The 24,456-nt window shown below is 70.4% G+C and carries 21 protein-coding genes; 15 read left to right on the top strand and 6 right to left on the bottom strand.

Annotated elements, in window-relative coordinates:
- Positions 1–324: 324 nt before the first annotated feature.
- The gene (locus ACWELJ_RS11535) at positions 325–1,197 is read left to right on the top strand and encodes an A/G-specific adenine glycosylase (RefSeq protein ID WP_452366091.1); all 873 of its coding nucleotides are present in this window, start codon (positions 325–327) and stop codon (positions 1,195–1,197) included.
- A gap of 123 nt (positions 1,198–1,320) precedes the next feature.
- Here ACWELJ_RS11535 and ACWELJ_RS11540 read toward each other — a convergent pair whose 3' ends face one another.
- From ACWELJ_RS11540 to kstR, 5 genes are all read right to left on the bottom strand, one after another.
- Positions 1,321–2,196: a metal ABC transporter permease gene (locus ACWELJ_RS11540; RefSeq protein WP_452366092.1), complete on the bottom strand. Its 876-nt coding sequence runs from the start codon at positions 2,194–2,196 to the stop codon at positions 1,321–1,323.
- Entirely contained in the window at positions 2,196–3,266 is a 1,071-nt protein-coding gene (locus tag ACWELJ_RS11545) for a metal ABC transporter ATP-binding protein (RefSeq protein WP_452366093.1), read from the bottom strand. Before ACWELJ_RS11545 ends, ACWELJ_RS11540 begins: the two co-directional genes overlap by 1 nt.
- 139 nt (positions 3,267–3,405) lie before the next feature.
- Positions 3,406–4,353 (bottom strand): metal ABC transporter solute-binding protein, Zn/Mn family, encoded by a 948-nt coding sequence (locus ACWELJ_RS11550; protein WP_452366094.1) that lies wholly within the window; start codon positions 4,351–4,353, stop codon positions 3,406–3,408.
- Positions 4,354–4,523: 170 nt separating this feature from the next.
- Positions 4,524–7,100 carry a trehalose-phosphatase gene (gene otsB, locus ACWELJ_RS11555; RefSeq protein WP_452366095.1) on the bottom strand — a complete coding sequence of 859 codons (2,577 nt, stop codon included), beginning with the start codon at positions 7,098–7,100 and terminating at the stop codon, positions 4,524–4,526.
- A 270-nt stretch (positions 7,101–7,370) separates the two neighbouring features.
- Entirely contained in the window at positions 7,371–8,021 is a 651-nt protein-coding gene (kstR, locus tag ACWELJ_RS11560; protein WP_357087396.1) for a cholesterol catabolism transcriptional regulator KstR, read from the bottom strand.
- Positions 8,022–8,187: 166 nt separating this feature from the next.
- Between kstR and ACWELJ_RS11565 the strand changes: the two genes are divergently transcribed.
- The 7 genes from ACWELJ_RS11565 (at position 8,188) to ACWELJ_RS11595 (ending at position 15,588) form a co-directional block, all read left to right on the top strand.
- Positions 8,188–10,338 (top strand): acyl-CoA dehydrogenase, encoded by a 2,151-nt coding sequence (locus ACWELJ_RS11565; RefSeq protein WP_452366096.1) that lies wholly within the window; start codon positions 8,188–8,190, stop codon positions 10,336–10,338.
- A gap of 25 nt (positions 10,339–10,363) precedes the next feature.
- The gene (locus ACWELJ_RS11570; RefSeq protein ID WP_452366097.1) at positions 10,364–11,431 is read left to right on the top strand and encodes an acyl-CoA dehydrogenase family protein; all 1,068 of its coding nucleotides are present in this window, start codon (positions 10,364–10,366) and stop codon (positions 11,429–11,431) included.
- Positions 11,416–12,585, top strand: coding sequence for an acyl-CoA dehydrogenase family protein (locus ACWELJ_RS11575; RefSeq protein WP_357275790.1), 1,170 nt, complete (start codon positions 11,416–11,418; stop codon positions 12,583–12,585). The genes ACWELJ_RS11570 and ACWELJ_RS11575 overlap by 16 nt, the downstream gene beginning before the upstream one ends.
- A gap of 18 nt (positions 12,586–12,603) precedes the next feature.
- Positions 12,604–13,569 (top strand): bifunctional MaoC family dehydratase N-terminal/OB-fold nucleic acid binding domain-containing protein, encoded by a 966-nt coding sequence (locus ACWELJ_RS11580; RefSeq protein WP_452366098.1) that lies wholly within the window; start codon positions 12,604–12,606, stop codon positions 13,567–13,569.
- Positions 13,566–13,979: a MaoC family dehydratase gene (locus ACWELJ_RS11585; RefSeq protein WP_452366099.1), complete on the top strand. Its 414-nt coding sequence runs from the start codon at positions 13,566–13,568 to the stop codon at positions 13,977–13,979. Before ACWELJ_RS11580 ends, ACWELJ_RS11585 begins: the two co-directional genes overlap by 4 nt.
- Positions 13,976–15,151 carry a lipid-transfer protein gene (locus ACWELJ_RS11590; protein WP_357087378.1) on the top strand — a complete coding sequence of 392 codons (1,176 nt, stop codon included), beginning with the start codon at positions 13,976–13,978 and terminating at the stop codon, positions 15,149–15,151. Before ACWELJ_RS11585 ends, ACWELJ_RS11590 begins: the two co-directional genes overlap by 4 nt.
- 128 nt (positions 15,152–15,279) lie before the next feature.
- A complete protein-coding gene (locus ACWELJ_RS11595) occupies positions 15,280–15,588 on the top strand; it encodes a hypothetical protein (RefSeq protein WP_452366100.1) in 309 nt (102 codons plus the stop codon).
- On the opposite strand, the gene ACWELJ_RS11600 is transcribed toward ACWELJ_RS11595, so the two are convergent.
- Complete coding sequence (locus ACWELJ_RS11600; protein ID WP_452366101.1) at positions 15,572–16,189, bottom strand: TetR/AcrR family transcriptional regulator; 618 nt, start codon at positions 16,187–16,189, stop codon at positions 15,572–15,574. The genes ACWELJ_RS11595 and ACWELJ_RS11600 overlap by 17 nt on opposite strands.
- Positions 16,190–16,268: 79 nt before the next feature.
- On the opposite strand from ACWELJ_RS11600, the gene zapE reads away from it, so the two are divergent.
- The 7 genes from zapE to ACWELJ_RS11635 form a co-directional block, all read left to right on the top strand.
- Positions 16,269–17,237, top strand: a complete 969-nt coding sequence (zapE, locus tag ACWELJ_RS11605; protein WP_452366102.1) for a cell division protein ZapE — start codon at positions 16,269–16,271, stop codon at positions 17,235–17,237.
- Between the two features lie 269 nt (positions 17,238–17,506).
- A complete protein-coding gene (locus ACWELJ_RS11610; RefSeq protein ID WP_452366103.1) occupies positions 17,507–18,625 on the top strand; it encodes a glycosyltransferase family 4 protein in 1,119 nt (372 codons plus the stop codon).
- A gap of 2 nt (positions 18,626–18,627) precedes the next feature.
- Complete coding sequence (locus tag ACWELJ_RS11615; RefSeq protein WP_452366110.1) at positions 18,628–20,097, top strand: UDP-glucose dehydrogenase family protein; 1,470 nt, start codon at positions 18,628–18,630, stop codon at positions 20,095–20,097.
- Between the two features lie 552 nt (positions 20,098–20,649).
- A complete protein-coding gene (locus tag ACWELJ_RS11620; protein ID WP_452366104.1) occupies positions 20,650–21,570 on the top strand; it encodes a DUF4129 domain-containing protein in 921 nt (306 codons plus the stop codon).
- Between the two features lie 49 nt (positions 21,571–21,619).
- Entirely contained in the window at positions 21,620–22,120 is a 501-nt protein-coding gene (locus ACWELJ_RS11625) for a hypothetical protein (RefSeq protein WP_452366105.1), read from the top strand.
- A gap of 20 nt (positions 22,121–22,140) precedes the next feature.
- The gene (locus ACWELJ_RS11630; RefSeq protein ID WP_452366106.1) at positions 22,141–23,103 is read left to right on the top strand and encodes an AAA family ATPase; all 963 of its coding nucleotides are present in this window, start codon (positions 22,141–22,143) and stop codon (positions 23,101–23,103) included.
- Positions 23,104–23,110: 7 nt separating this feature from the next.
- On the top strand, positions 23,111–24,456 hold a 1,346-nt coding region (locus ACWELJ_RS11635), incomplete at its 3' end, for a DUF58 domain-containing protein (protein WP_452366107.1).

Here is a 24,456-nt window from a genome sequence, read left to right on the forward strand (position 1 = left end):
CGGTTACCGGCGAGTCCATGGCGTTACGGTCCGGCAAAGACGGGCCGACCACGCCCGAACGCGCACGGTGAGCCGCCGAACACGCCGGGAAGCTGCCCGTGCGGCGCGCCGGGTTGGGAAAACCGGCCTCTCCGAAATGGATACCATCGCCATCGGCGGTCTGCAGGATTTCTCCTGTGCCCCACATCCTCGCAGGCGTTCCCACATGGTTCGCGGCCGTCTCGATTCTGGGCTGACGGAGCGGGGGAGCGAAGCGGAGGAGCGGAGGAGGGAAGAATCGAGACCTCGGGGCCGCGAACCCGCCCGGAGCGCAGCGGAGGGCAAATGGATATCGACAGCGACGCGCTCATCGACTGGTACGAGGAGACGGCTCGGGACCTGCCGTGGCGGCGGTCCGGGGTCACCGCGTGGCAGATTCTGATGAGCGAGATCATGCTGCAGCAGACGCCGGTGGTGCGGGTGGAGCCGATCTGGCGGGAGTGGGTGGCGCGCTGGCCGGTGCCGTCGGCCATGGCGGCCGCGCCGCAGGGCGAGGTGCTGCGGGCCTGGGGCAAGCTCGGGTATCCGCGGCGGGCGCTGCGGCTGCACGAGTGCGCGCGGGTGCTGGCCGCCGAGCACGGCGACCAGGTGCCCGCCGATGTGGATGTGCTGCTGGGCTTGCCGGGGATCGGGGCGTACACCGCCCGCGCGGTCGCGTGTTTCGCGTACGGGCAGCGAGTTCCGGTGGTGGACACCAATGTCCGGCGGGTGGTGGCGCGGGCCGTGCACGGTCGCGCCGAGGCCGGTAATCCGGCGGCCCGCGATCTGGCCGAGACCGAGGAGCTGTTGCCCGCGCGGGTCGATCGGGCCGCGGTCATGTCGGCGGCGCTGATGGAGCTGGGCGCGCTGGTCTGCACCGCCCGCACCCCGGATTGCGAGCGCTGCCCGCTGCCGGCGTGCGCGTGGGTGTCGGCGGGCCGTCCGGTCTCGGAGGTGGTGCGCAAGGTGCAGAAGTACGAGGGCACCGATCGGCAGGCGCGCGGGCGGCTGCTGGACGTGCTGCGGGATTCGTCGGGGCCGGTGGAGCGGGTGCGCTTGGACCTGGCCTGGACTCGCGATCCGGGCCAGCGGGACCGGGCCCTGGATTCGCTGCTGGTCGACGGCCTCATCGAGCAGACGCCCGACGGGCTCTTCGCCTTGGCGGGCGAGGGGAGCTGACCCGCGCCGCCCGTCCCGGACCGCCGGTCGACGGTCCGGGAGCGGGCGGGCGGACGCGATCTGCCGCCCCTCATGCGGCAGATCGGGTGGGGTGCGGCCGGTTTCGCGGGATCGCCGCGAAACTCAGGCGGCGACCAGGACTGCGCGCCGATTGCGGGTGCGGGAGCCGACCACTCGGCAGACCAGGTAGATGGTGAACGAGATGGTGGTGACGAAGGTCGAGATCGGGACGCCGGGGGCCAGCGACAGCAGAATGCCGCCGACCGCGGCGATCTCGGCGAACACGATCGACAGCACCGCCACCCGGACCGGGCTCGCGGTGAGCTGCGCGGCCGCCGCGGCGGGCGTGATGAGCAGTGACAGCACCAGCAGCGCGCCCACGATCTGCACGCCGAAGGCGGCCGTCACGCCGAGCAGCACCGCGAACACGATCGACAGCGCCCGCACCGGAACCCCGCGCGCGACAGCCACTTCCGGGTCGGCGCTGGCGAACAGCAGCGGCCGGTAGACGGCGGCCAGCACCACCAGCACCGCGGCCGTGCAGGTGGCCAGCAGTCCGAGACCGGAATTGCCGACGCTCACCACCTGGCCGGTGAGCAGCGAGAACTTGGAGCCCGCGCGTTCCGGGCCGAGCCACAGGAACAGCACCGACAGACCCAGGCCGAAGGACAGCACCACCGCGATCACCGAATCGCGTTCGCGGGCCCGGGAACCGAGTACCCCGAACAGCACCGCCGCCACCACCGAGCCGATGATGGCGCCGACGCCCACCCCGATCCCGGCCAGCAGCGCCGCGGCCGCGCCGGTCAGCGACAGCTCGCTGGTGCCGTGCACGGCGAACGACATCTGGCGGCTGATGATGAGCGGCCCGATGGCCCCGGCCAGCAAGCCGAGCAGCGCGGCCGCGATGACCGCCTGCTGCACGAAGTCATAGGACATCAGATGCGCGGTGGTGGATACATCGAACATCTGCGAGAACAGCTTGGACAGCTTCTCCATTACCCCCGCACCTCCTGCTCGCCAACGGTCTTGCCGCCGTGGCTCGCTCCGCTACCGCCGTGGCAGTGCGCCGCGCCCGATTCGCCGAGCGCGTCCATGGCGTCGCCGGTGCCGACCACGACCAGTCGCCCGCGCACCCGCAGCACGTCCACCTCGGTGCCGTACAGCTCGGACAGCGTCTCGGAGGTCATGACCTCGTCGGGCGTCCCGATCCGGAATCGCCCGTCCACCAGGTACAGCACCCGATCCACCAGCGGCAGAATGGGATTGATCTCGTGCGTCACGAACAGCACCGCCGTGTCGTGGCCGCGCCGCCGCCGATCGATGAGCTCCGACACCAGCCGCTGGTTCGCCAGATCCAGCGACAGCAGCGGCTCATCGCACAGCAGCACCTTCGGATCCCCGGCCAGCGCCTGCGCGACCCGCAGCCGCTGCTGTTCGCCGCCGGACAGCGCGTCCAGCGGCGCGTAGGCGAACCGTTCCGCCCCGACCGCCGAGATCGCCTCGGCCACTTTCCGTTTGCGTTCCTTGCGCCCCCGCAGCCCGAGCCCCCACCGATGCCCGTCCACGCCCAGCCCCACCAGATCGACGCCGCGCAACTGCCCGCCGCCCTCGATGGTCTTCTGCTGCGGCACGTACCCGATATCCGGATTCCCCACCCGCACCGGCGATCCCGCGATCTCCGCGGACCCCGAACTCAACGCCACCTGCCCCAGCAGCATCCGTAGCATCGAGGTCTTCCCGGACCCGTTGGGCCCCAGCACCGCGATGAACTCCCCGGCCCCGACCTCGAGATCCAGCCCTTCCCACAGCGTCCGTTCCCCGAACGACAGCCGGGCGCCCGCCAGTCGCACCGCGGGTGTGCGATCGCGGCCCGCGGCCTGATCGCCCGCGCCGGCGAGGGGTGCGCCGCTCGTCGGACCCGTGCGGCGGCCCGAGAGCGACACCTCGGTGTTGTTGGCACAGGTCGCGCGGCCCGAGGGGGTGCGTGGGCGCGCGCCGGTGAGCGCGCAGCCGGGCTTCGGAGTGGTGACGGCGGAGTTGGCCGGCGCATCGGGCTTCGCGGACATGGTAGTGCTCCCGGTTGGGGCGGAACGGGTTTCGGAGACGGTCCGATCGCCGGGCGCGGGGTAGTCGCTCGGCTGCAGGGCGGTCCGGTCGTTCAGCGGGGTTCCTTACTACGAGGGTCGAACGCGGTCGAATGGCGGGCTATGCCAGCGCCTTGGCGAGGGACTGGGCGTTCTCGGTCATCCAGGTGACGTAGTCCTTGCCCTGGGGGAGGGTTTCGGTGACCTCGACGACGGCGACGCCGGACTTGTCGGCGGCGGCGCGCAGGTCCTTGGTGAGTTTGTCCTCGGTCTGGATGTTGTAGACGAGGGCGCGAACCTGCTTGGCGTTCACCAGGTCTCGCACGGTGGCCACGTCGGCGGGGGAGGGGTCGGTGCCCTGCTCGATGGCTTCCTGGAAGGCGCGCGGGGTCTTGTCGTCGGCCTTGGCGGCGGTGAGCAGGTAGGCGGCCAGCGGTTCGGTCTGCAGGACCGGCTGGTTCGGGTGCTCGGCGGCGATCTTGGCGGTGACGGCCTCGATGGGCGCGAGCTTCGCGGTGAACGCGGCGGCGCGGTCGGTGTAGTCCTGCTGGTGCGCGGGGTCGGCGGCGCCGAGCGCTTCGGCGATGTGCTCGGCGATGTGGCCGACCTGGTGCACGTCGTACCAGATGTGCTCGTTGGCCTCGTGATCGTGACCGGCGGCCTCGGTCTTGGCGGAAGTCGGTGCGGCGGAGGCGCTCTCGTGGGCGTGGCCGCTCTCGGTGGCGATGTCGAAGGCGTTGACCGTCTTCTTGTCCCGGCCCGCGATGGCCTTGTCGATGAATTCGTCGTAGTGGCCGCCGTTGTAGACGATGAGCGCGGCGTCGGTGATCCGGGCGGCGTCGGCGGGGGTGACCTCGAACGAGTGCGGGTCGACCTTGGGGTCCTCGATGATCGATTCGACCTTCACGTCGGGTCCGGCGACGGCCTTGGTGATATCGCCCCAGACATTGGTGGAGGCGACGACGGTGAGCTGGTCCGAGGTCTTGGTGCTGCCGCAGGCGGTCAGGGTGGCGACGGTCGCGAGTCCTGCGGCGAACACGGCGAATCCTCGGGCAGAGCTTCTGGTCACGCGGGGCACTCCTGGCACTACGGCTTATCAATAACGAAAACGATTGCCATTTGAATGTAGCGCACGCCCCGGGCGAGTCCCTAGCCCCGATTCGCGGATGTGGCCCGCGACACGAAAGGCCCGGAGAGCAACCTGCTCTCCGGGCCTTTCGGAATCGGGAAACCCCTAGGTCAACGACTGGTGAAGGCCGCGACCGGCTGGCTCAGCAACTGGGCGCAGCGCAGCAGGCCCAGGTGGCTGTAGGCCTGCGGGTGGTTGCCGAGCGAGCGTTCGGCGACCGGGTCGTACTCCTCCGAGAGCAGACCGGTCGGTCCCGCAACATCCACCAGCTGCGCGAACAACGCCTCCGCGTCCTCCCGCTTGCCGATCAGCAGATACGCCTCGACCAGCCACGCGGCGCACAGGTGGAACCCGCCCTCGCCGCCGGGCAGCCCGTCGTCGTGGTGGTACCGGTACACGGTGGACCCGCTGCGCAGCTCCGCCTCGGTGGCCACCACGGTCGCCGCGAAACGCGGGTCGGAGGGGTCGATCAGCCCGCTCAACCCGATGTGCAGGGTGGCGGCGTCCAGGTCGGTGCCGTCGTAAGCCGCTGTGTAGGACTGGACTTCGTCGTTCCAGCCCTCGGCCTTGACCTCGTCGGCGATGGTGTCGCGCAGCGGCGCCCACTCCGGGTCGGCCGGTCGGCCGAACTGCTTGGCCAGGGTGAGCGCCCGGTCCACGGTGAGCCAGCCCATGACCTTGGAGTACACGTGGTGGCGCGGATTGCCGCGGATCTCCCAGATGCCGTGGTCGGCCTCGCGCCAGCGCCGCTGCACCGCGGACACCATGGCGTGCACCAACTCCCAGTCCGCGTCCGGCAGCGCCTTGGCGGGATCGTTGATGCCCTGGCGTTCCCGGGTGTGCGCGAGCTGCGAGATGAGGTCCACGATGGGGCCGAACACGTCCAGCTGCACCTGCATGTTCGCCGCGTTGCCGACCCGCACCGGCCGCGAGCCGGCGTAGCCGGGCAGCTGGTCGATGACGGCCTCGGGCGGCAGGGTCTCGCCGTAGAGGGTGTACAGCGGGTGCAGGCGCTCGGGTCCGGGCAGAGTCTCGAGCACCCGGTGCACCCAGGCCAGCAGTTCCTCGGCCTCGCCGGTGGAGCCCAGCGACACCAGCGCGGACGCGGTGAGCGAGGCGTCGCGCAGCCAGCAGTAGCGGTAGTCCCAGTTGCGCACGCCGCCGATGTCCTCGGGCAGCGAGGTGGTGGCCGCGGCCAGGATGGAGCCGGACGGCGCGTGCACCAGTCCGCGCAGGGTGAGCGCGGAGCGCTTCATCAGGTCGGGCTTGAGCGGCGGCAGTTCCAGGGTGCCGACCCATTCCGCCCAGTAGCGTTCGGCCTCGCGGCGGCGGTCCGACTCGGGCCGCATGGCGGGCGCGAGATCGGAGGTGCCGCAGCGCAGTTCGAGCACGACCGGTCCCTGGGAGGGGTCCACGACGGCGCGGGCGGTGTGGTGGTTGCCCTCGTCGATGACCTCCCATTCGACGCCGGGGGAGCGCAGCACCATCGGATCGTTGGTGCCCTCGATCTTGAGGCCGCCGGTGGCGTGCATCAGACGCACCGGCACCTGCCCGAATTCGGGCCGGGGCGCGAAGGTGATGACCGCCTTGGCGTCACCGGTGATGACGCGGGTGAGGTCGGTGCGCTCGGGAACCACGTCGTGCGGCAGGTAGTCCACGACCTGCAAACTGGACCAACGGGTTTCGACGGTCATGGTGCCGTCGACGTACCGCTGCGACAGCGGCAGCCCCGCGCGCTCGGGCTGAATGGTGAAGTGCCCCGCGCCCGGTCCGCCCAGCAGGTGGGCGAAGACGGCGGCGGAGTCGGGTTCGGGGTGGCACAGCCAGGTGATGGTGCCGTCCGGTGTGACAAGGGCTTTGGAGCGAGGGCTGGCCAGCATGGTCAGCCGCTCGATTCGAGGGGCCGAGGCACCTGCCAACCACGTGCGGCGCTCCTCGAGCAGGAACGCCAGCGCCTTCGACACCTCCTCGGTGCTGGCCACATGGTATTTCGCGAGGGACTCGCCGTCGCCGACCTTGATGCCGACATCGGGTCCGGAGAGGCGCTTGAACGCCTTCTCGTCGGTCACGTCGTCGCCGATGAACAACGCGGCGGAGGCGCCCTGCTGGTGCCGGACGATGTCGAGGGCCGCGCCCTTGTCGGTCTCGACGACCGCGAGCTCGATGACTTCCTTGCCCTCGGTGGTCTGCACGCCGACCCAGCTGGCCGGGCCCTGACGCACCTGAACCAGTGCGCGACGGCCGATTTCGGGGCTGGCGTTGCGGACGTGCAGGGCCACGCTGGCCGGTTTGATCTCGACCGAGGCGCCCGGGTTGTCCTGAGCGATCTGCGTGAGGGTTGTAGTGACTTCCTGCAGTAGCTGTTTCGCGTCGTTGTCGATGGCGTGCACGAAGCCGACATCGAATTCCGAACCGTGGCTACCGATCAGCTGAACTTCGACGGGCAGTCGCGACAGCGCCGCGAGATCTCGCAGGGCGCGGCCCGAGATGACGGCAGCCGTGGTGCCGCTGAGGCCGGCGAGAGCGCGTAAGGCGTTCACCGACTCTCGATGGGGATAGGCCTTGGCCGGGTCGGAGACGATGGGCGCGATGGTCCCGTCGTAGTCCGAAGCGACCAGCAACCGTGGCACGCGGGCGATGGCCGACAGGGCACGGCGCAGTTCGAGTGACAAATCCTGTGCGCTCACGCATCCAACCTAGTGATCGGAGGAGATTTTTCAGGGCGCGAGTGATGCTACTGGGTCTTGATTGCCCGCTCGTGTGTGCGGTGATACATAGCGTTTACAAGACACTTCCGCGTCGTTCACGCCTGCTGTGAGACACACCCGGGTTGCTCGGTGTTCACCCTGGCTGACCAGCGCTGTTCCAGCAAACCCGAACTCCGGTAACGCCAACGGGCTGCCCGGCTCTCCGGACCGGGCAGCCCGTCTCGCTTCGCGAACGCAGTAGTGCGTTCGCTACTCCTTGTCGCCGCCGATGAGCAGATCGACGGTCAGCTCCAGGCGCTCGGTCACGTCGGTGGCCGAGGCGCGACGGGTCAGCCAGGCGACCAGGTTCGACAGCCACACATCGGAGATGACGCGGGCGATGGCGAGCTGGCGGTCGCTGGGGATCTCGTCGGACAGGGCGCGGGCGAAGAAGCGGTCCATCACCTTGCCGACCCGATCGACCTCGGCGGCCGCGGACGCGTCGGCGAACATGAAGGCGCGGGTCATGGCCTCGGTGAGCAGCGGGTCGCGCTGCATGGCCCGGGTGACCTGGGTGAGCAGCAGGTGCATGCGCTCCTGCGGGGTGGCGCCGGCGAGCGGCTTGCGGCGGCCCTCGAAGGACTCGAATTCCCGGGCCAGGGCGGACACCAGTAGGTGCACCTTGGACGGGAAGTACCGGTAGAGCGTGCCGACGGCGACGTCCGCGCGTTCGGCGACCGCCCGCATCTGGACCGCGTCGTAGCCGCCCTTGGAGGCGAGCGCGAGGGTCGCGTCGAGGATGCGTTTGCGCCGGTCGCGCTGGGCCGCCGAGCTCAGATCCTCCTCGCTGAGGGTGGTGACGGGCGCGGTGCGTCCACCGGGCGCTCCGTCGGCGGCCTGCGATCGGGAGGGACTGGCCATCGGTTGAAAGTCCTTTCGCACGAATCGTTCGGTTCATCTCACCCGGCCGACATCGGCCGGGCACGAGTTCGTACCGCGTCGTCGGGACGGCGCTTGACTTCCGCCCGGCTCGAACATTAGAACATGTTCTAGGAGTGGAAGTCACGCCGGGAAGAAGGTAGGGGTTGTGACCATAGCCACCACTGACGAGCATAAAGCCGTCCAGGAGTCGATGCGCGGATGGGCGTCGGCGGTGGGACCAATTGCAACAATGCGCTCCGGCGCGCCAGATTTCTGGCGCGAATACTGGTCGCGCCTGGCCGATCTCGGGATTTTCCGGGTCGCGGTGCCGGAAGAGGCCGGGGGCGCGGGCGGTACCGTCGGGGACCTGGCCGTCCTGGTGGAACAGGCGGCGCACGACCTCGTCGGCGGACCGGTTCTCGCGACGGCGCTGGCAGGTCTCGTCGTCGGCGAGGCGCTCGACGAGACTACGCCATGCGGCGTCGCGCTCGAGGGTGAAATCGCGATCTCGGCGGGCGCCGAGGGCGCCGTGGTGTCCGGCGAGTGGGGCTCGGTCCTGGGCGCCGCGCCCGGCACCGCCGTCCTGGTTCCGGTGCGTGACGGCGACCGGCACCTGTGGGCGCTGATCGACGGCGACGCCGCCGGGCTGACCGCCGAGCCGCTGGACGCGATCGACCAGAGCACGCCGCTGGCCCGCGTGGTCTGCGCCGATGTCGCCGTGGCCGCGGACCGGCTGTTCGAGCCCGGCTTCCCGGTGCCGGACCTGGCCGCCACCCTGGTCGCCGCCGAACTGGCCGGCATCGCGGGCTGGGCTCTGGAGACCGCCACCGAATACGCCAAAGTGCGCGAGCAGTTCGGCCGCCGGATCGGCGAGTTCCAGGCCGTGAAGCACATCTGCGCCTGGATGCTGTGCCGGGTCGAGCAGATTCGCGCGGTGGCCGCCGATGCCGCCGCCGCCGCGGACGCCGGGAGCTCGGAACTGCCGCTGGCCGCCGCGGTCGCGCTGTCGATGTCCCTTGACGCCGCGGTCGAGAACGCCAAGGACTGCATTCAGGTCCTGGGCGGCATCGGCTTCACCTGGGAGCACGACGCCCACCTGTACTTGCGCCGCGCCACCGCCCTGCGGCAGCTGCTCGGCGGCACCGCGCGCTGGCGGGCCCGGGTCACCGAGCTCACCCTGGCGGGCGTGCGCCGCACGGTCGGCATCGACCTCGGCGGCGACGCCGAATCGGCCTGGGCGAGTGCCGGATTGAGCGATGCCGAGGCGGCGGTGCTGGAGGCCGACCTGGCCAAGATCGCGGCGCTGCCGGAGGCGGAGCAGCGGGTGGCGCTGGCCGAGGCCGGTCTGCTGGCCTCGCATTGGCCCGCGCCCTACGGTCGGGGCGCCGGTCCGATCCTGCGCACCCGGCTCGACGATCAGATCCGCAAGGCCGGGATCACGCTGCCCGATATCGCGATCGCCAACTGGGCGATCCCGACCCTGCTGCAGTGGGGCACCCCCGAGCAGATCGAGCGCTACGCCATGCCGACGCTGACCGGTGAGGTCATCTGGTGCCAGCTGTTCTCCGAGCCGGGCGCCGGTTCGGACCTGGCGGCGCTGCGCACGGTGGCCGAGCGGGTCGAGGGCGGCTGGAAGCTGCGCGGCCAGAAGGTGTGGACCTCGCTGGCCGACCGCGCCACCTGGGGCATCTGCCTGGCCCGCACCGACGCGTCCGCGCCGAAGCACAAGGGCATCAGCTACTTCCTGGTCGACATGAAGAGCGCCGGGCTGGACATCCGGCCGCTGGTGGAGATCACCGGTGAGGCGCGCTTCAACGAGGTGTTCCTCGACGACGTCTTCGTGCCGGACGACTGCCTGGTCGGTGAGCTCGGCAACGGTTGGAAGATCGCGCGGTCGACGCTGTCGGCGGAGCGGGTGGCCATGGGCGGCAAGGGCATCGGCGACGAGCTGGAGGCATTGATCGCCGCCGCGCCCGTCTCGGGCCCGGGCGCCGAACTGGTCGCGGATCGGCTCGGCGGACTCGTCGCGGAGTCGGTCGCGGGAACATTGTTGGAGGCCCGTGCGGCCCGGAAACTGCTGACCGGCGGGGACCCCGCCGCGGAGAGCAGTGTGCGCAAACTGGTCGGTGTCAGGCACCGGCAGGCGGTGGCCGAGTTCGCCGTCGAATTGTCCGGTGTCGCGGGCGCTCTGGAAACCCCTGTGGTGAAGGAATTCCTGCTCACACGCTGTTTGTCGATTGCTGGCGGGACCGAACAGATTCTGTTGACCGTCGCCGGTGAACGGATTCTCGGGCTGCCTCGCGAGTCGAGCAGCTAGCCCACACTCAACCGGGAGCATTGAATTGGACTTCACCAGGGACGAGAGCCAGGACGCTGTCGCCGAGGTTGTCGTAAGTTTGCTGGAGCGTGAAAGCGCACGCGATATCGCGCTCTGGCCCATCATCGCGGAGAGCGGTCTGCTGGCCGTGCCGCTGCCCGAGCGCTTCGGCGGCGACGATATGGGCCTGCTCGAGGTCTCGGCCATGCTCACCGAGCTGGCCACCGACGCCGCGCAGGTGCCCGCCCTGTCCACCCTCGCGTTCGGCGTGCTGCCGCTCAAGGCGATCGGTGTGCCGGATGCCTTGGCGGAGAAGCTGTTCCCGGCCGTGGCCGAGGGCGCGGTGCTGACCGCGGCCCTGCACGAGACCGGCGCGCCGTTCACGGTGAAGCCCGAGACCACCGCGGTGAGCGACGGCGCGACCGTGCGCGTCACCGGGCAGAAGGTGGCGGTGCCCTACGCCGACACCGCGCGCTGGATCCTGGTGCCGACCGACAACGGCCTCGCCGTGGTCGACGGTGACGCCGCCGGCATCACCCGCATCGCGAGCCCGACCTCCGATGGCGTGCCGGAGTTCTCGGTCCGCTTCGACGGCGTCGAGATCCCGGCCGAGCAGCTGCTGCCCGGCGGACTCACCGAGCTGCACCGGTACGCCCTGGCGGGCCTGGGCTCGGTGGCCGACGGCCTGCTCGAGGGTGTCGTCGGGCTGACCGCCGAGCATGTGCGGACCCGGCAGCAGTTCGGCCGCGCGCTGGCCGAATTCCAGGCGGTCGCACAGCAGATCGCGAATGTGTACGTGGTCTCGCGGACCCTGCACGCGGTCGCGCTGTCGGCGGCGTGGGCGCTGGCCCAGGAAGACCCCACGGCGGAGCATCTGGAGCGTATCGACGACGATCTCGACGTGCTGGCGTACACGGTGGCCTCGGAACTGCCCGCGGCCATGCAGCAGTGTCACCACCTGCACGGCGGCCTCGGTGTCGATATCACCCATCCGCTGCACCGCTACTACTCACAGGCCAAGGACATCGCCCGCTGGCTCGGCGGCGAATCGTTCCGGCTGGACCGTTTGGGAGCCAGATGTTCATCGAACTGACCGCGGAACAGCGGCAACTGCGCGACGAATTGCGCTCGTACTTCACCGGTCTCGTGACTCCCGAAGAGGAGGCCGAGATGCTGGTGAACCGGCACGGTGACGCCTACCGCGCGGTGGTCAAGCGCATGGGCCGCGACGGCAAGCTCGGCGTCGGCTGGCCCAAGGAGTACGGAGGCCAGGGCTTCGGCCCGCTGGAACAGCAGATCTTCTACAACGAGGCGGTCCGGGCCGACGTGCCCGTGCCCCTGGTGACCCTGCTGACCGTGGGCCCGGCCCTGCAGTCGTTCGGCACCGAGGAGCAGAAGCAGAAGTTCCTGCCCGGAATCCTCACCGGTGACGTGCATTTCGCCATCGGCTACTCCGAGCCGGACGCCGGCACCGACCTGGCGGCGCTGCGCACCTCCGCGGTGCGCGACGCCAACGGCGACTGGATCGTCAACGGCCAGAAGATCTTCACCACCGGCGCGCACGAGGCCGACTACGTCTGGCTGGCCGTCCGCACCGGCACCGTGGAGTCCCGGCACAAGGGCATCACGATCCTGATCGTGGACACCAAGGACCCCGGTTACTCCTGGACGCCGATCATCACCGCCGACGGCGCGCACCACACCAACGCCACCTACTTCGACAATGTCCGCGTCCCCGCGAACATGGTCGTCGGCGAGGTCGACGGCGGCTGGAAGCTGATCACCACCCAGCTCAACCACGAGCGGGTCAGCCTGGGCCCGTCCGGCAAGATCGAGCAGCTCTACGAGCGGGTGCGCGAGTGGGCGCAGAAGCAGGGTGTGCTCGGTCAGGCCGAGGTGCGCCGCTCACTGGGCCGCCTGCACGCCATGACCCGGCTCAACGAACTGCTGAACTGGCAGGTGGCGTCCAATATGGAACGCCCCGACGCCGATCCGCGCGACGTGATCGCCGACGCCTCCGCGACCAAGGTGTTCTCCACCGAGGCGCTGCAGGAAGCCGGCCGCCTGGCCGAGGAGATCGTGGGCCGCTTCGGCGATCCCGCCGACCCGGCCACCGCGGAACTGCTGGTCTGGCTGGACCGCCGCACCAAGCAGAACCTGGTGGTGACCTTCGGCGGCGGCGTCAACGAGGTCATGCGTGAGCTGATCGCCCAGATGGGCCTGCGGCTGCCGCGGGTGCCGCGCTAGATCGCAGAGGAGCAGAGCGTGACGAAGAGTTTCACGGCCGACGAGATCCGCGACGGCCTGGAGAAGATCAAGGCCGACGGCGAGTCCGCGCCCCGCGCGGGCCGCGACCCGATCAACCAGCCGATGATCAACAACTGGGTCGAGGCCCTCGGCGACGCCAACCCGATCTACGTGGACGAGGCCGCCGCCCGGGCGGCCGGGCACCCCGGCATCGTGGCCCCGCCGGCCATGGCGCAGGTGTGGACCATGCTGGGCCTGGGCGGCGTGCGCGCCGACGACGACCCGATGACCCGCACCAACGAGCTGTTCGACGCGGCCGGTTTCACCTCGGTGGTCGCCACCAACTGCGAGCAGGTCTACCACCGCTACCTGCAGCTCGGCGAGCAGGTCACGGTGCGGTCCAGCATCGGTGACATCGTGGGCCCCAAGAAGACCGGGCTCGGCGACGGCTGGTTCACCACCTACCTCACCAACTGGTACGTGGGCGACGAACTGGTCACCGAGATGAAGTTCCGGATGCTGAAGTTCGCGCCCGGGACCGGAAAGACCGAGGCCACCGCCGCTTCCGGTGACGTCTCGGCCGAGGATCTCGCCAAGCGGGTGCGGCCGACCGTCTCCAAGGACACCGAGTTCTATTGGGAGGGCGTCAAAGCCGGGGAGCTGCGCATCCAGCAGCGGCCCGACGGCTCGCTGCAGCATCCGCCGGTGCCGGCGCTGTGGAAGCACCACTCCGAGCAGACCGACTATGTGGTGGCCTCGGGCCGCGGCACCGTCTTCAGCTTCGTGGTGCACCACGCGCCGCGCGTGCCGGGACGCCAGTTGCCGTACGTGATCGCCCTGGTCGAGCTGGAGGAGGGCGTGCGCATGCTCGGCGAGCTGACCGGGGTCGACCCGTCCGAGGTCGAGGTCGGCATGCCGGTCGAGGCCGCGTTCCTGAAGCTCGACGACGACAGCACTGTGCCCTACTGGAAGGCCGTCAAATGACAACCGTCGAACTGTCGGCCGTTCAGGTCGGAACCACGTTGCCGGAGTTGGTGATTCACGCCGACACCACGTTCATCGTGTCCACGGCGCTGGCCACCCGCGACTTCCAGGACGTGCACCACGACCGGGACAAGGCGCTGGCGCGCGGTTCCAAGGACATCTTCGTCAATATCCTCACCGACACCGGTCTGGTGCAGCGGTTCGTGACCGACTGGGCGGGGCCCACGGCCATCGTCAAGTCGCTGTCGCTGCGCCTGGGCGTGCCGCTGTACGCGGGTGACACCCTCACCCTGTCCGGCACGGTCGCCGCGGTCGAGGGCTCGACCGTCACCATCGATGTGGTCGGCAAGGATTCGCTCGGCGACCACATCACGGCGAAAGCCGTTATCGCCCTTCAGGAGGCACAGTGACGGGGCTGAGCCGCGCGGCCGCGATCGTCGGCATCGGCGCGACCGACTTCTCCAAGGACTCCGGCCGCAGTGAGCTGCGGCTGGCCGCCGAGGCGGTCACCGCCGCCCTCGCCGACGCGGGCCTGACCCCCGCCGACGTGGACGGCCTGACGACCTTCACCATGGACACCAACACCCAGGCCGCCGTCGCGCGCGCCACCGGTATCCCGTCGCTGAAGTTCTTCTCCAACATCCCGTTCGGCGGTGGCGCGGCCGCCGCGACCGTGCAGCACGCCGCCATGGCGGTGGCGACCGGGATCGCGGATGTCGTGGTCGCGTACCGCGCGTTCAACGAGCGCTCCGGAAACCGCTTCGGCCAGTTCGCCACTCACCTGGCGACCGGCAACCCGAGCTCCTCGGGCGTGGACAACGGGTTCTCCTACACCCACGGCCTGGGCACCCCGGCCGCGCAGGTGGCCATGGTGGCCCGCCGCTACATGCACGTGTACGGCGCGCGCAGTGAGGATTTCGGCCGCATCGCGGTGGCCGACCGCAAGCACGCGGCGGTGAACCCGGCGGCCCACTTCTACGGCAAGCCGATCACCCTCGAGGAGCACCAGGCCTCGCGCTACATCGCGGAGCCGCTGCACCTGCTGGACTGCTGCCAGGAGACCGACGGCGGTGTCGCCATCGTGATCACCTCCGCGGAGCGGGCCAAGGATCTGCCGAACAAGCCGGCCCTGATCGCCGGCGCGGCCCAGGGTTCCGGTGCGGACCAGTACGTCATGACCAGCTACTACCGCGACGGCATGACGGGTCTGCCGGAGATGGGACTGGTCGGCGACCAGCTGTGGGCGCAGTCCGGTCTGCGTCCGGAGGACATGCAGGCGGGCATCCTCTACGACCACTTCACCCCCTTCGTGCTGATGCAGCTCGAGGAGCTGGGCTTCTGTGGTCGCGGTGAGGCCAAGGACTTCATCGCCGACGGCGCCATCGAGATCGGCGGCCGGCTGCCGCTGAACACCCACGGCGGCCAGCTCGGCGAGGCCTACATCCACGGCATGAACGGCATCGCCGAGGGCGTGCGCCAGATCCGCGGCACCTCGGTCAACCAGGTCCAGGGCCTGGAGAACATCGTGGTCACCGCCGGCACCGGCGTCCCGACCTCGGGGCTGGTGCTCACCGCCAACTGACCTCGATCGAATCCGACCTCGATTCGAGGGGACAGGGAGTCCACCGGTGCGAATTGCGCCGGTGGACTTCTGCGTTCGGGGCGGCGGCGTACATTGGGACGGGATTCGCCTGTGGGGAAGGGTTTGTCATGACCTTGCGAGACCGTCTGAACGAGCTGTCGCCGCTGGGCGGGACGCCGGTGTTCGGGGAGCCTTACGAGACACCGGACGGGACCACCGTCATCACGGTGACCGAGCCCGGGTTGTTCGGGCCGCGGGCGCGCGGCGTGTTCGTGGTCAGCGGCGGGAGCGTCGAGTGGGTGTGCACCGCCAACGGTGAGAGGGTCGCGCTGCTCGGCGTGCTCACCGGGCTGATCGCGGCGGCGTTCGCGACCGCGGCCGTGATCAAGCGGCCGCCGTGGCCGGACACCCGGATCATGATTACGAAGAACCTCTGAGCTGAACGGCGAGTACGCCTTTCAGCTGCGCGACGCTCGCCGGGGTGCCCGGCGCGAGTTCGGTGCGGGCGCCGGCGAAGCGGTCGAATACCAGGCCCTCGATAACCGCGATGAAATCGGCTGCGGCGGTGGCGGGTTCGGCCGCGCCGAGGGTTTCGAACAGGCCGGTGGCGTGCTGGTGGGAGAAGAGGCTGCGGACCAGGCGTGGCCGCAGCTCGGTGTCGCCGAGCAGTTCCAGAATGAGGGCCTGCCGTGCGATCAGGTGGTTGCGGCGTTGTGCCAGTAGGTGATCCAGCCAGCCCGCGATGCCGGTCGCGAGCGCGTCCAGGTCGATGTCGTCGCGAGTGCCCGGCAGGGCCGCGGGGGTGATCAGACCGCCCTGTCCGGTCGTGAAGTCGGTGCGGGAGCGGGTGGTGATGCGGTCCACGATGGCCTCGACGAGCGCGCGTTTGGTGCGGAAGTAATAGGACGTCGAGCCCGTGGGCAGGTCCAGCGCGGTGTCCAGGGCGCGGTGGGTGAGGGCCCGGAGTCCTTGGGTCGCAATGAGATCGATGGCGCTGTCCACGATGAGGGTGCGCCGATCGGGTGTGGAAGTGGTCACCTTTGCTCCTCTGCGGCTTCGAGTTCCTCTACAACTATAGAGGAGGCTCTACAGCAGTAGAGGATGCAGGGAGGTCGTCATGGAAACGCCGGACATCGTGCTCGACGCGGACCAGCGCGACGCCGCCGAGCGGCTGGACGCCATCGCCGCGCGCGTGGGCAAGCGGTGGCGGTTCCCGCTCGGGCAGCGGGAACCGCGCGGGCTCTATCTGTACGGCGGGCCCGGGCGCGGGAAGACCATGTTGATGAATCGCTTCTTCGAAGCGGTGTCCTCGGAGCGCAAGCGGCGCTATCACTTCCACTCGTTCTTCGCGCGCCTGAACGCGGGCATCCACGAGTACGGGAGCATCGACGCCTCGGCCGCCGCGCTGCTCGGGGACGCGGAGCTGATCTGTTTCGACGAATTCCACGTCCACGACTCGGGCGACGCCCGCTTGGTGGCCCGGCTGCTGGACACCCTGTTCGCCCGGCGCATCACCCTGGTGGTCACCTCGAACTACCCGCCGCAGGACCTGCTGCCGAACCCGTACCTGCATCCGATGTTCGTGCCGACGATCGACCGCATCCTCGAACACCTCGACGTGGTGTCGGTGAACGGGCCGACGGACTATCGCTCGCTCGGGGGTCGGCACACCGGGTTCGCGGCCGGGCACTACGTGGTCGGCGCGTGCCCGGAGATCGGCCGGGTGGACCTCCCCGTCGCGCACCGGCGGCTGCACGCCCGCGCGATCGCGGACGGCACGATCACCGTCGATTTCGCGGAACTGTGCGGAATCCCGGTGTCGGCGGCCGATTTCCTGGAACTGGCCCGCGACCTTCACACCTGGGTGGTGTGCGATGTCCCGCCCCTGGGCACGGTGCCGCCGGACTGGGTGATGCGTTTGGTGAACCTGGTCGATGTGCTCTACGACGCCGACCTCGAACTGTCGATCTTCGCGAAGGTGCCGTTGGCGGAGCTCGGCGGCGAGATCAAGCGCGTCCCCGACCTCTACCGCACCCTCAGCCGCCTCGGAGAGCTGCGGGAACCGGTAAACCTCGAGGCGCGATAGCCGTTCGGCGAAGCCCCGGTGAACTGGCCGGGGAGATCGACGCGCACGGTTCACGTGCCGTCAACGCGGAGGGGGGCTGGTGTTGCGGGCCGCTTCCTACCGTGGCGTCAGGAGCAGCACCGAACCGGAGGGGACCGATGCGAATCCGCGAGCAGGCAAGGGATTCCGCGCCGCGGAACCCGAGCATACCGAGTAGCCCCCATATCCGGAACCACGCCCGCTTACGTGTGCTGGTCGTCGCCGAGTCCTTCCTTCCCCAGGTCAACGGCGTGACCAACTCCGTGCGGCGGGTGCTGGATCACCTGGCCGCCAAGGGGCACGAGGCCACCCTCGTGGCCCCGACCGGACCGGCCAAATACGCCGGGTTCCGCGTACATGTCGTGCGCGGAGCCCGGCTGCCGTTCTACCGGGACTTCCGGATCGGGCTCGAGACCCGCCGCCGGCTGCGCAAGATCATGCGCGAGTTCAAGCCCGACGTAGTGCACATCGCTTCCCCGGCGACGCTGGGCTACCAGGCGGCCAAGGTCGCGGACGAACTCGGGATTCCGACGGTCGCCATCTATCAGACCGATCTGGTGGGTTTCGCGCTGCGCTACGACCTGCCCGGCGGCGTGCGCGCCATGACCGCCCTGACCCGGCGCATCCACCTGCGGGTGGACCGCACCCTCGCGCCCTCCACCGCCAGCCTGCGCCAGCTGGAACTGATGGGCATCCCGGGCCTGGGCCGCTGGCCGCGCGGGGTGGACCTGCAGCAGTTCGGGCCCTTCCGCCGGTCGGAAGAGCTGCGAAAGCGCCTGGCCCCCAAGGGTGAAGCCCTGGTCGGCTACATCGGGCGGCTCGCGCCGGAGAAGGAACTCGAACTGCTGGCCGCGCTGCGCCCGCTGCCCGGGGTACGACTGGTCATCGTGGGCGGCGGCCCGGAGGAGAAGCGGCTGCGCAAGCTGCTGCCCGACGCGGAGTTCCTGGGCGTGCTGCACGGTGAGGAACTCGCGGCCGCGTACGCCTCGCTGGATGTGTTCGTGCACACCGGCCGCCACGAAACCTATTGCCAGGCAGCGCAGGAGGCCTTGGCCTCCGGGGTGCCGGTGGTCGCGCCGAAGTCCGGCGGCCCGATCGACGTGATCACGCCCGGCGCCGGATTCCTCTACCCGCCCGGCGACGCCGAGGCCATGACCGCAATGGTGCGCCGTCTGGTCGAGGACCCCCGGCTGCGCGAGCAGACCGCGGCCACCGCGGTGCGCAGCGTGCGCGACCGGTCCTGGGCCGCGGTCAACGACCTGCTCATCCGCCACTACCGCGAGGTGATCGCGGAACGCCCGCAGCCCGATTCGGCGCTGCGGTCCGATCCGGTGCCGGGCGAGATCCCGGCCGCCAAGGAGGCATCCTGATGCTGCGCATCTCCGTCATCGGCACCGGCTACCTGGGCGCCACCCACGCCGCGGGCATGGCCGAACTCGGTTTCGACGTCCTCGGGGTGGACAACAATCCGGCCAAGGCGGCCGCGCTCTCGGCCGGCGTGGTGCCCTTCCACGAACCCGGTCTCCCGGAGCTGCTGGCCGGGCACGTGGCGGGCGGGCGGCTGCGCTTCGGCACCTCGCTGGTCGAGGCCGCCGAATTCGCCGACGTCCACTTCCTGTGTGTGGGAACGCCGCCCGGCGTGAACGGGGCCGCGGACCTGTCGCAGCTCCACAGCGCGCTCGACGGCCTCGTTCCGCACCTGACCCGCAACTGTCTCATCGTCGGCAAGTCCACGGTGCCGGTCGGCACGGCCGAGGCGCTCACCGCGCGCATCGCCGCGCTGGCGCCGGAAGGGATTTCGGTCGATCTGGCCTGGAACCCGGAGTTCCTGCGCGAAGGGCACGCCGTCCACGACACCCTGCACCCGAACCGGCTGGTGTTCGGCGTGACCACCCCGGACGCCGAATGGGCGCTGCGGCAGGTCTACGCCACCCCCATCGCCGGGGGATCGCCGGTGGTGATCACCAATCTGCCCACCGCGGAACTGATCAAGGTCTCCGCGAACGCCTTTCTGGCGACCAAGATCTCGTTCATCAACGCCATGGCCGAGCTGTGCGATCTGACCGGCGCGGACGTCACCCTGCTGGCCGACGCGCTGGGCCACGACGACCGGATCGGCCGCAAGTTCCTGGGCGCCGGCCTCGGCTACGGCGGCGGCTGCCTGCCGAAGGACGTGCGCGCCCTGATCGCTCGCGCGACCGAACTCGGCGCGGGGGAGTCGGTGGCGTTCCTGCGCGACGTCGACGCGGTGAACCTGCGCCGCCGCGAGCGGGTGGTGCGCGAGACCCTCGAACTGCTCGGTGGCGAGCACCGGCCGGTCGGCCGGGTGGGCATCCTGGGCGCGGCCTTCAAGCCGCTCTCCGACGACGTCCGCGACTCGCCGGCGCTGGACGTGGCCCGCCGCCTGCACGCTGCGGGCGTCGAGGTGACCGTATTCGACCCGGCCGCAACGGGTCCCGCACGCGCGGTGGCACCGCAGCTGGTGTTCGCGGCCACCCCGGCCGCCGCTCTGCACGAGGCGGACGTGGTGCTGCACCTGACCGAGTGGCGCGAGTTCCGGGAGCTGGACCCGGGCTTCCTGCGCACGGTCGCGCGCGGACGCGTGATCATCGACGCCCGCAACACCCTCGACCCGGAGCCGTGGCTGGCCGCCGGCTGGGATTTCCGCGCGCTGGGCCGCCTGGTGGAGCCGCGGACCGCGGCGGGCGCGGTCGGGGCCCCGGCCGGGAGCACTTACCAGGGCCCGACGGCGGTGCCCGACCCGATCGCCGAACCGCCCCGCGCCCTGCCCCAGCCCTCGCCGCTGACCCGCCTGCGTGCCCGGGTGCGTCGCACGGCCTGACCTCTCGAGACCCGCGCCATCTGGCTGGCCCGCAGCCGTCAGCCCCTGCCGCGGCTGTCTGACTTGGTTTGGCGGCGGCTGTCCGACCCGGCCGGGCCCGCAGCCGTCCGCCTCGGTGTGGCCGCAGCCGAACAACCTGGCCCGGCTGACGGGGGCGGCCGAAGCCGGCGCTGCACGTCGGCGTTGCAATTAGCCCGAGCGGTCCCCTCCGGCCGGACCAGCGGCTCCCCGCGGGCAGTTGCCTGCCCGGTGGCGCGCGGCCGTGGCGCCGGCGACCGCCCGGGCCCCGGTTCGATCTTGATCGGCGGTGCTCGGCGGCCGCGATCGTGCGCGGATGGTGATAAGTGGGGTTGCCCGGCGGCTGCCCGGCGCGGGTGGGATGACCTGGGTTTTCGGGTCTGGTGGAGCTCGGTGCGCAGGTGGGGGATTTATGCGCGGCGGGTATGTGGTTCCAGCTTGCCCATTTTGGTCCTGACGGACCGCTTGGCATGTAACTATGTGCCTGTTTCTGCTGGACTCTGGTTAGGAGTGGTCGTGACTGGGGTGGGGACGGTGGCAACGCGGACGATCGCACTGATCGGTCTCGTCGTGCTGGCTGTCGTCGCACTGCGCGGGTACATTCCGGGAACCGGAGGACCTGCCGCGCCGCATCCGTCGTCGGCGGTCTCCCTGGCCTTGATGCCGGTGCTGCTGCTGGTCTCGATGGTGATCCTGGTGGCGGGTGTGATCAACAGCCGGCACCGGCTGCCGCTCGCCATGCCCGAACCCGACCGCGAGACCCTGGTGCGCGGGCCCGGACTGCGGCGGATCGGGCTCGCCGTGGTGATCGCCGTCGCGGCCCTCACCCTGATCGGGACCGCGATGCTCTCGATCTACCTGGTGACACCCGCGCGCCAGGGCGACGCCGGCTCACATCCCGCCCCGGCCACGGGCACCACGTCCGAGCCGCTGGAAACGACCGCGCCCCCGGTGGACTCGGTGCCCGAGCCGTCGCTGAGCGGCACCGCGCTGCTGCTGGTCGGCATCACCGCGACCGTGCTGGTCCTGATCGCCATGACGGGACTGGTTGTGGTGGCGGTGAATTCGAACCGCCGGCCCGCCCTGACCCGCACCCCGCTGCCGCAGCCCACCGCCACCGAGGCGGTCTCGCTGGCCAAGGTGGCCGAGATGGGCCTGGCCGCCATGACCGCGCCCGGACAGGACCCGCGCACCGCCATCATCGCCTGCTACGTGGCCATGGAAAGCGGTCTGGCAGTGGCGCGGGAGGTGGCGCCGCTGGCCTCGGACACCCCTTCCGAGGTGCTGGCGCGAGCCTTCGACCGCGGCTTCCTGCACGACGCGTCGGCACGGGAACTGGTGTCGCTGTTCGAGGAGGCGCGGTTCAGCCCGCACTCCATGCTGGAGTGGCAGCGAATGCGGGCCGAACAGCTGCTGCGTATCGTATTGGCGGATCTCCAGGGGCTGGCGGCATGAAATCTGGTGTCGCGGGGGAGATCCGGTGGGACCGAACGGGGGATCGGCCATGAATCGGGGCGCGATCGTGACCGGCGCGGTGGTGCTGGTCGTGCTGTTCGAATTCGTCGCGCTCGGCAATCAGCGCGAACTGCTGCCGCTGCTCACCGGCCTCCCGGTGGCGGGCGCGCTCGGACTGCTGGTCTGGACGCTGGTCGAACGGTCACGGCGGCTCACCCCGGTCGCGGAGGACAACGACATCGATAACGGGCCCGTCGAGATGCTGCGCCGCTGGGAAGCGCGCGCCACGATGCTGGCCGATCGGTCCGAGGGCACCCGCGCCGACTGGGACCGCCACCTGCGGCCCTTGCTGGCCAAGGAATTCGAGCTGACCAGCGGTCATCGGATGAACAAGAACCGCCGCGCGCTCGAGGTGGCGGGACAGCTCCAGTTCGGCCCCGAACTGTGGCGGTGGGTGGACCCGGCCAACTCGGCACTGCGCGACGAGGTCAATCGCGCACCCGGCCGCGAGGCCCTCGACGAGATCCTGCGTCGGCTACAAGACATGTGAGATGAGATGCGAGAGTTGCCATGACATCACCGATGGACGTGACCATCAAGCGCACCGACGCCGTACTGCGCGAAGTATCCCGGGTCGTGGTCGGCAAGCGGGACGAGCTGCAGCTGATCATGATCGCGGTGCTGTCCGGCGGCCACATCCTGATCGAGGATCTGCCCGGCCTGGGCAAGACCCTGATCGCGCGATCCTTCGCGACCGCGCTCGGGCTGAACTTCACCCGTGTGCAGTTCACCCCGGACCTGCTGCCCGCCGACCTGATCGGCTCCACCATCTACGACATGCATTCGGGCCGTTTCAGTTTCCGGCGCGGCCCGGTGTTCACCAATATGCTGCTGGCCGACGAGGTCAACCGCACCCCGCCCAAGACCCAGGCCGCGCTGCTGGAGGCCATGGCCGAGGGCCAGGTCTCGATCGACGGTGAGACCTTCCCGCTGCCACAGCCTTTCATCGTCTTCGCCACCGACAACCCGATCGAGTACGAGGGCACCTACCCGCTGCCCGAGGCCCAGCTCGACCGTTTCGCCATGCAGCTGCGGCTCGGGTACCTGTCGGAGAACGACGAGATGAACATGATTCGCCGCCGGCTGGAACGCGGCGCGCAACCCGCCCAGATCGGGCAGGTGGTCGACGCCGAGGGCCTGCTCGAGATGCGCCAGTCCGTCGAATTCGTCACCGTGCACCCCGATGTGGTCGGCTACGTGGTCTCGCTCGCCGCCGCCACCCGCGGCCACCCGCAGGTGGAGGTCGGCGCCAGCCCGCGCGCCGAACTCGACCTCGTGCAGATGGCCCGTGCCCGCGCCCTGCTGCACGGCCGCGACTACGTGGTCCCCGAGGACGTGAAGGCGCTGGCCATTCCCGCCATGGCGCACCGCATCACGCTGCGCCCCGAGATGTGGGTGCGTCGCATCCGCGGTGAGGACGTCATCTCCGAACTGCTGCGCCGCCTGCCCGTCCCGCGCGCCACCACCGCTTGAGGCGCGCATGAAGCATCGCGACACCACCGCCTCCATCGAGGCCGAACTGCGCTGGCGGCCTGCGCCGTTGGTGTTCATGCTCGCCGCGGTGTCGGCGCCCGCGCTGGTGCTGGCGGTGATCCTGGGCAAATGGCAGCTGGTGGTGTTCGCCGCGCCCATGCTCGGGGTGCTGGCGTCGGCGCCGCTGCAACAGTCGCGGACCCGGATCCAGATCGACGGCTCCGGGGTACTGCGCTGCTTCGAGACCGAGGAGGTGGTGCTGACCGCCGCCGCCTTCGTGGAGAGCGGCCACGCGCTGCTGCGGCTGCACCCGGAACCATTGCCGGACATGGAGATCCACGTCGAGGAGACGGTGGACTCCGGGGCCTCCCCGGCCGGGCTGCGGCTGGCGCTGTCGGCCGCGCGCTGGGGGCGCTACCCGGTGCCGATGCGGATCACCGCGCTCAGTCCCGCCGGACTGGCGGTGGCCTCGGTGCGGCTGCCCGCGGGGGAGCTGTACATCTACCCGATCACCGACCCGCAGCGGATGCGGCTGCCGCGCACCGAACTTCCCGAACGCATGGGCTCGCACCTGACCCGGCGGCACGGGCCCGGCGTGGAGTACGCCGACATCCGGGCCTACACCCCGGGCGACCAGCTGCGCACCGTCAACTGGCCGGTGAGCGCGCGGCGCGGGCAGCTGTTCGTGACCGAGCGCTTCACCAACCGGGCCGCGGACGTGGTCGTCCTGGTGGACACCTCGATGCAGGCCCCCGGCCCCGCCTCGGACTCGCTGGAGCTGTCGGTGCGCGGCGCCGCCCAGGTGGCGCAGTCCGCGCTGCAGGCCGGCGACCGCACCGCGGTGGTGTGCCTGGGCCGCGCCCCGCGCTGGCTGCGACCCGATATCGGCCGCCGCCAGTTCTATCGCATCGTGGACGCGGTGCTCGATGTCGGCGACGAGCACATCGGCATGCAGGGCTCGCTGGCCCCGCACGCCGCGGTCCCGATCGGCGCGGTCATCGTCGCCTTCTCGACCCTGCTCGACACCCAATTCGCCTTGGCCCTCATCGATCTGCGCAAACGCGGCCACGTCGTGGTGGTGATCGACGTGCTGCGCGGGCCGCCGTTCGGCGAGGGCCTGGACAATACGCTCGCCCGCATGTGGCAGCTGGAACGCACCTCCATGTACCGCGATATGGGCACCGTCGGCGTCGACATCGTGCCCTGGCCCGAGGACACCCGCCTCGACCAGGTGATGCGGCTGCTGCCCGAACACCGCCCCGCAGCGGATGCGGCTGCCGCGCACCGAACTTCCCGAACGCATGGGCTCGCACCTGACCCGGCGGCACGGGCCCGGCGTGGAGTACGCCGACA

The organism is Nocardia sp. NPDC004582 (assembly GCF_053602115.1).

What these genes read in the sequence shown, in the direction of transcription:
- ACWELJ_RS11535 (WP_452366091.1), top strand. Translation starts at nt 325, where the DNA reads ATGGATATCGACAGCGACGCGCTCATCGACTGGTACGAGGAGACGGCT.
- ACWELJ_RS11540 (WP_452366092.1), bottom strand. Translation starts at nt 2,196, where the DNA reads ATGGAGAAGCTGTCCAAGCTGTTCTCGCAGATGTTCGATGTATCCACC.
- ACWELJ_RS11545 (WP_452366093.1), bottom strand. Translation starts at nt 3,266, where the DNA reads ATGTCCGCGAAGCCCGATGCGCCGGCCAACTCCGCCGTCACCACTCCG.
- kstR (WP_357087396.1), bottom strand. Translation starts at nt 8,021, where the DNA reads ATGGCCAGTCCCTCCCGATCGCAGGCCGCCGACGGAGCGCCCGGTGGA.
- ACWELJ_RS11575 (WP_357275790.1), top strand. Translation starts at nt 11,416, where the DNA reads ATGTTCATCGAACTGACCGCGGAACAGCGGCAACTGCGCGACGAATTG.
- ACWELJ_RS11585 (WP_452366099.1), top strand. Translation starts at nt 13,566, where the DNA reads ATGACAACCGTCGAACTGTCGGCCGTTCAGGTCGGAACCACGTTGCCG.
- ACWELJ_RS11595 (WP_452366100.1), top strand. Translation starts at nt 15,280, where the DNA reads ATGACCTTGCGAGACCGTCTGAACGAGCTGTCGCCGCTGGGCGGGACG.
- zapE (WP_452366102.1), top strand. Translation starts at nt 16,269, where the DNA reads ATGGAAACGCCGGACATCGTGCTCGACGCGGACCAGCGCGACGCCGCC.
- ACWELJ_RS11625 (WP_452366105.1), top strand. Translation starts at nt 21,620, where the DNA reads ATGAATCGGGGCGCGATCGTGACCGGCGCGGTGGTGCTGGTCGTGCTG.
- ACWELJ_RS11630 (WP_452366106.1), top strand. Translation starts at nt 22,141, where the DNA reads ATGACATCACCGATGGACGTGACCATCAAGCGCACCGACGCCGTACTG.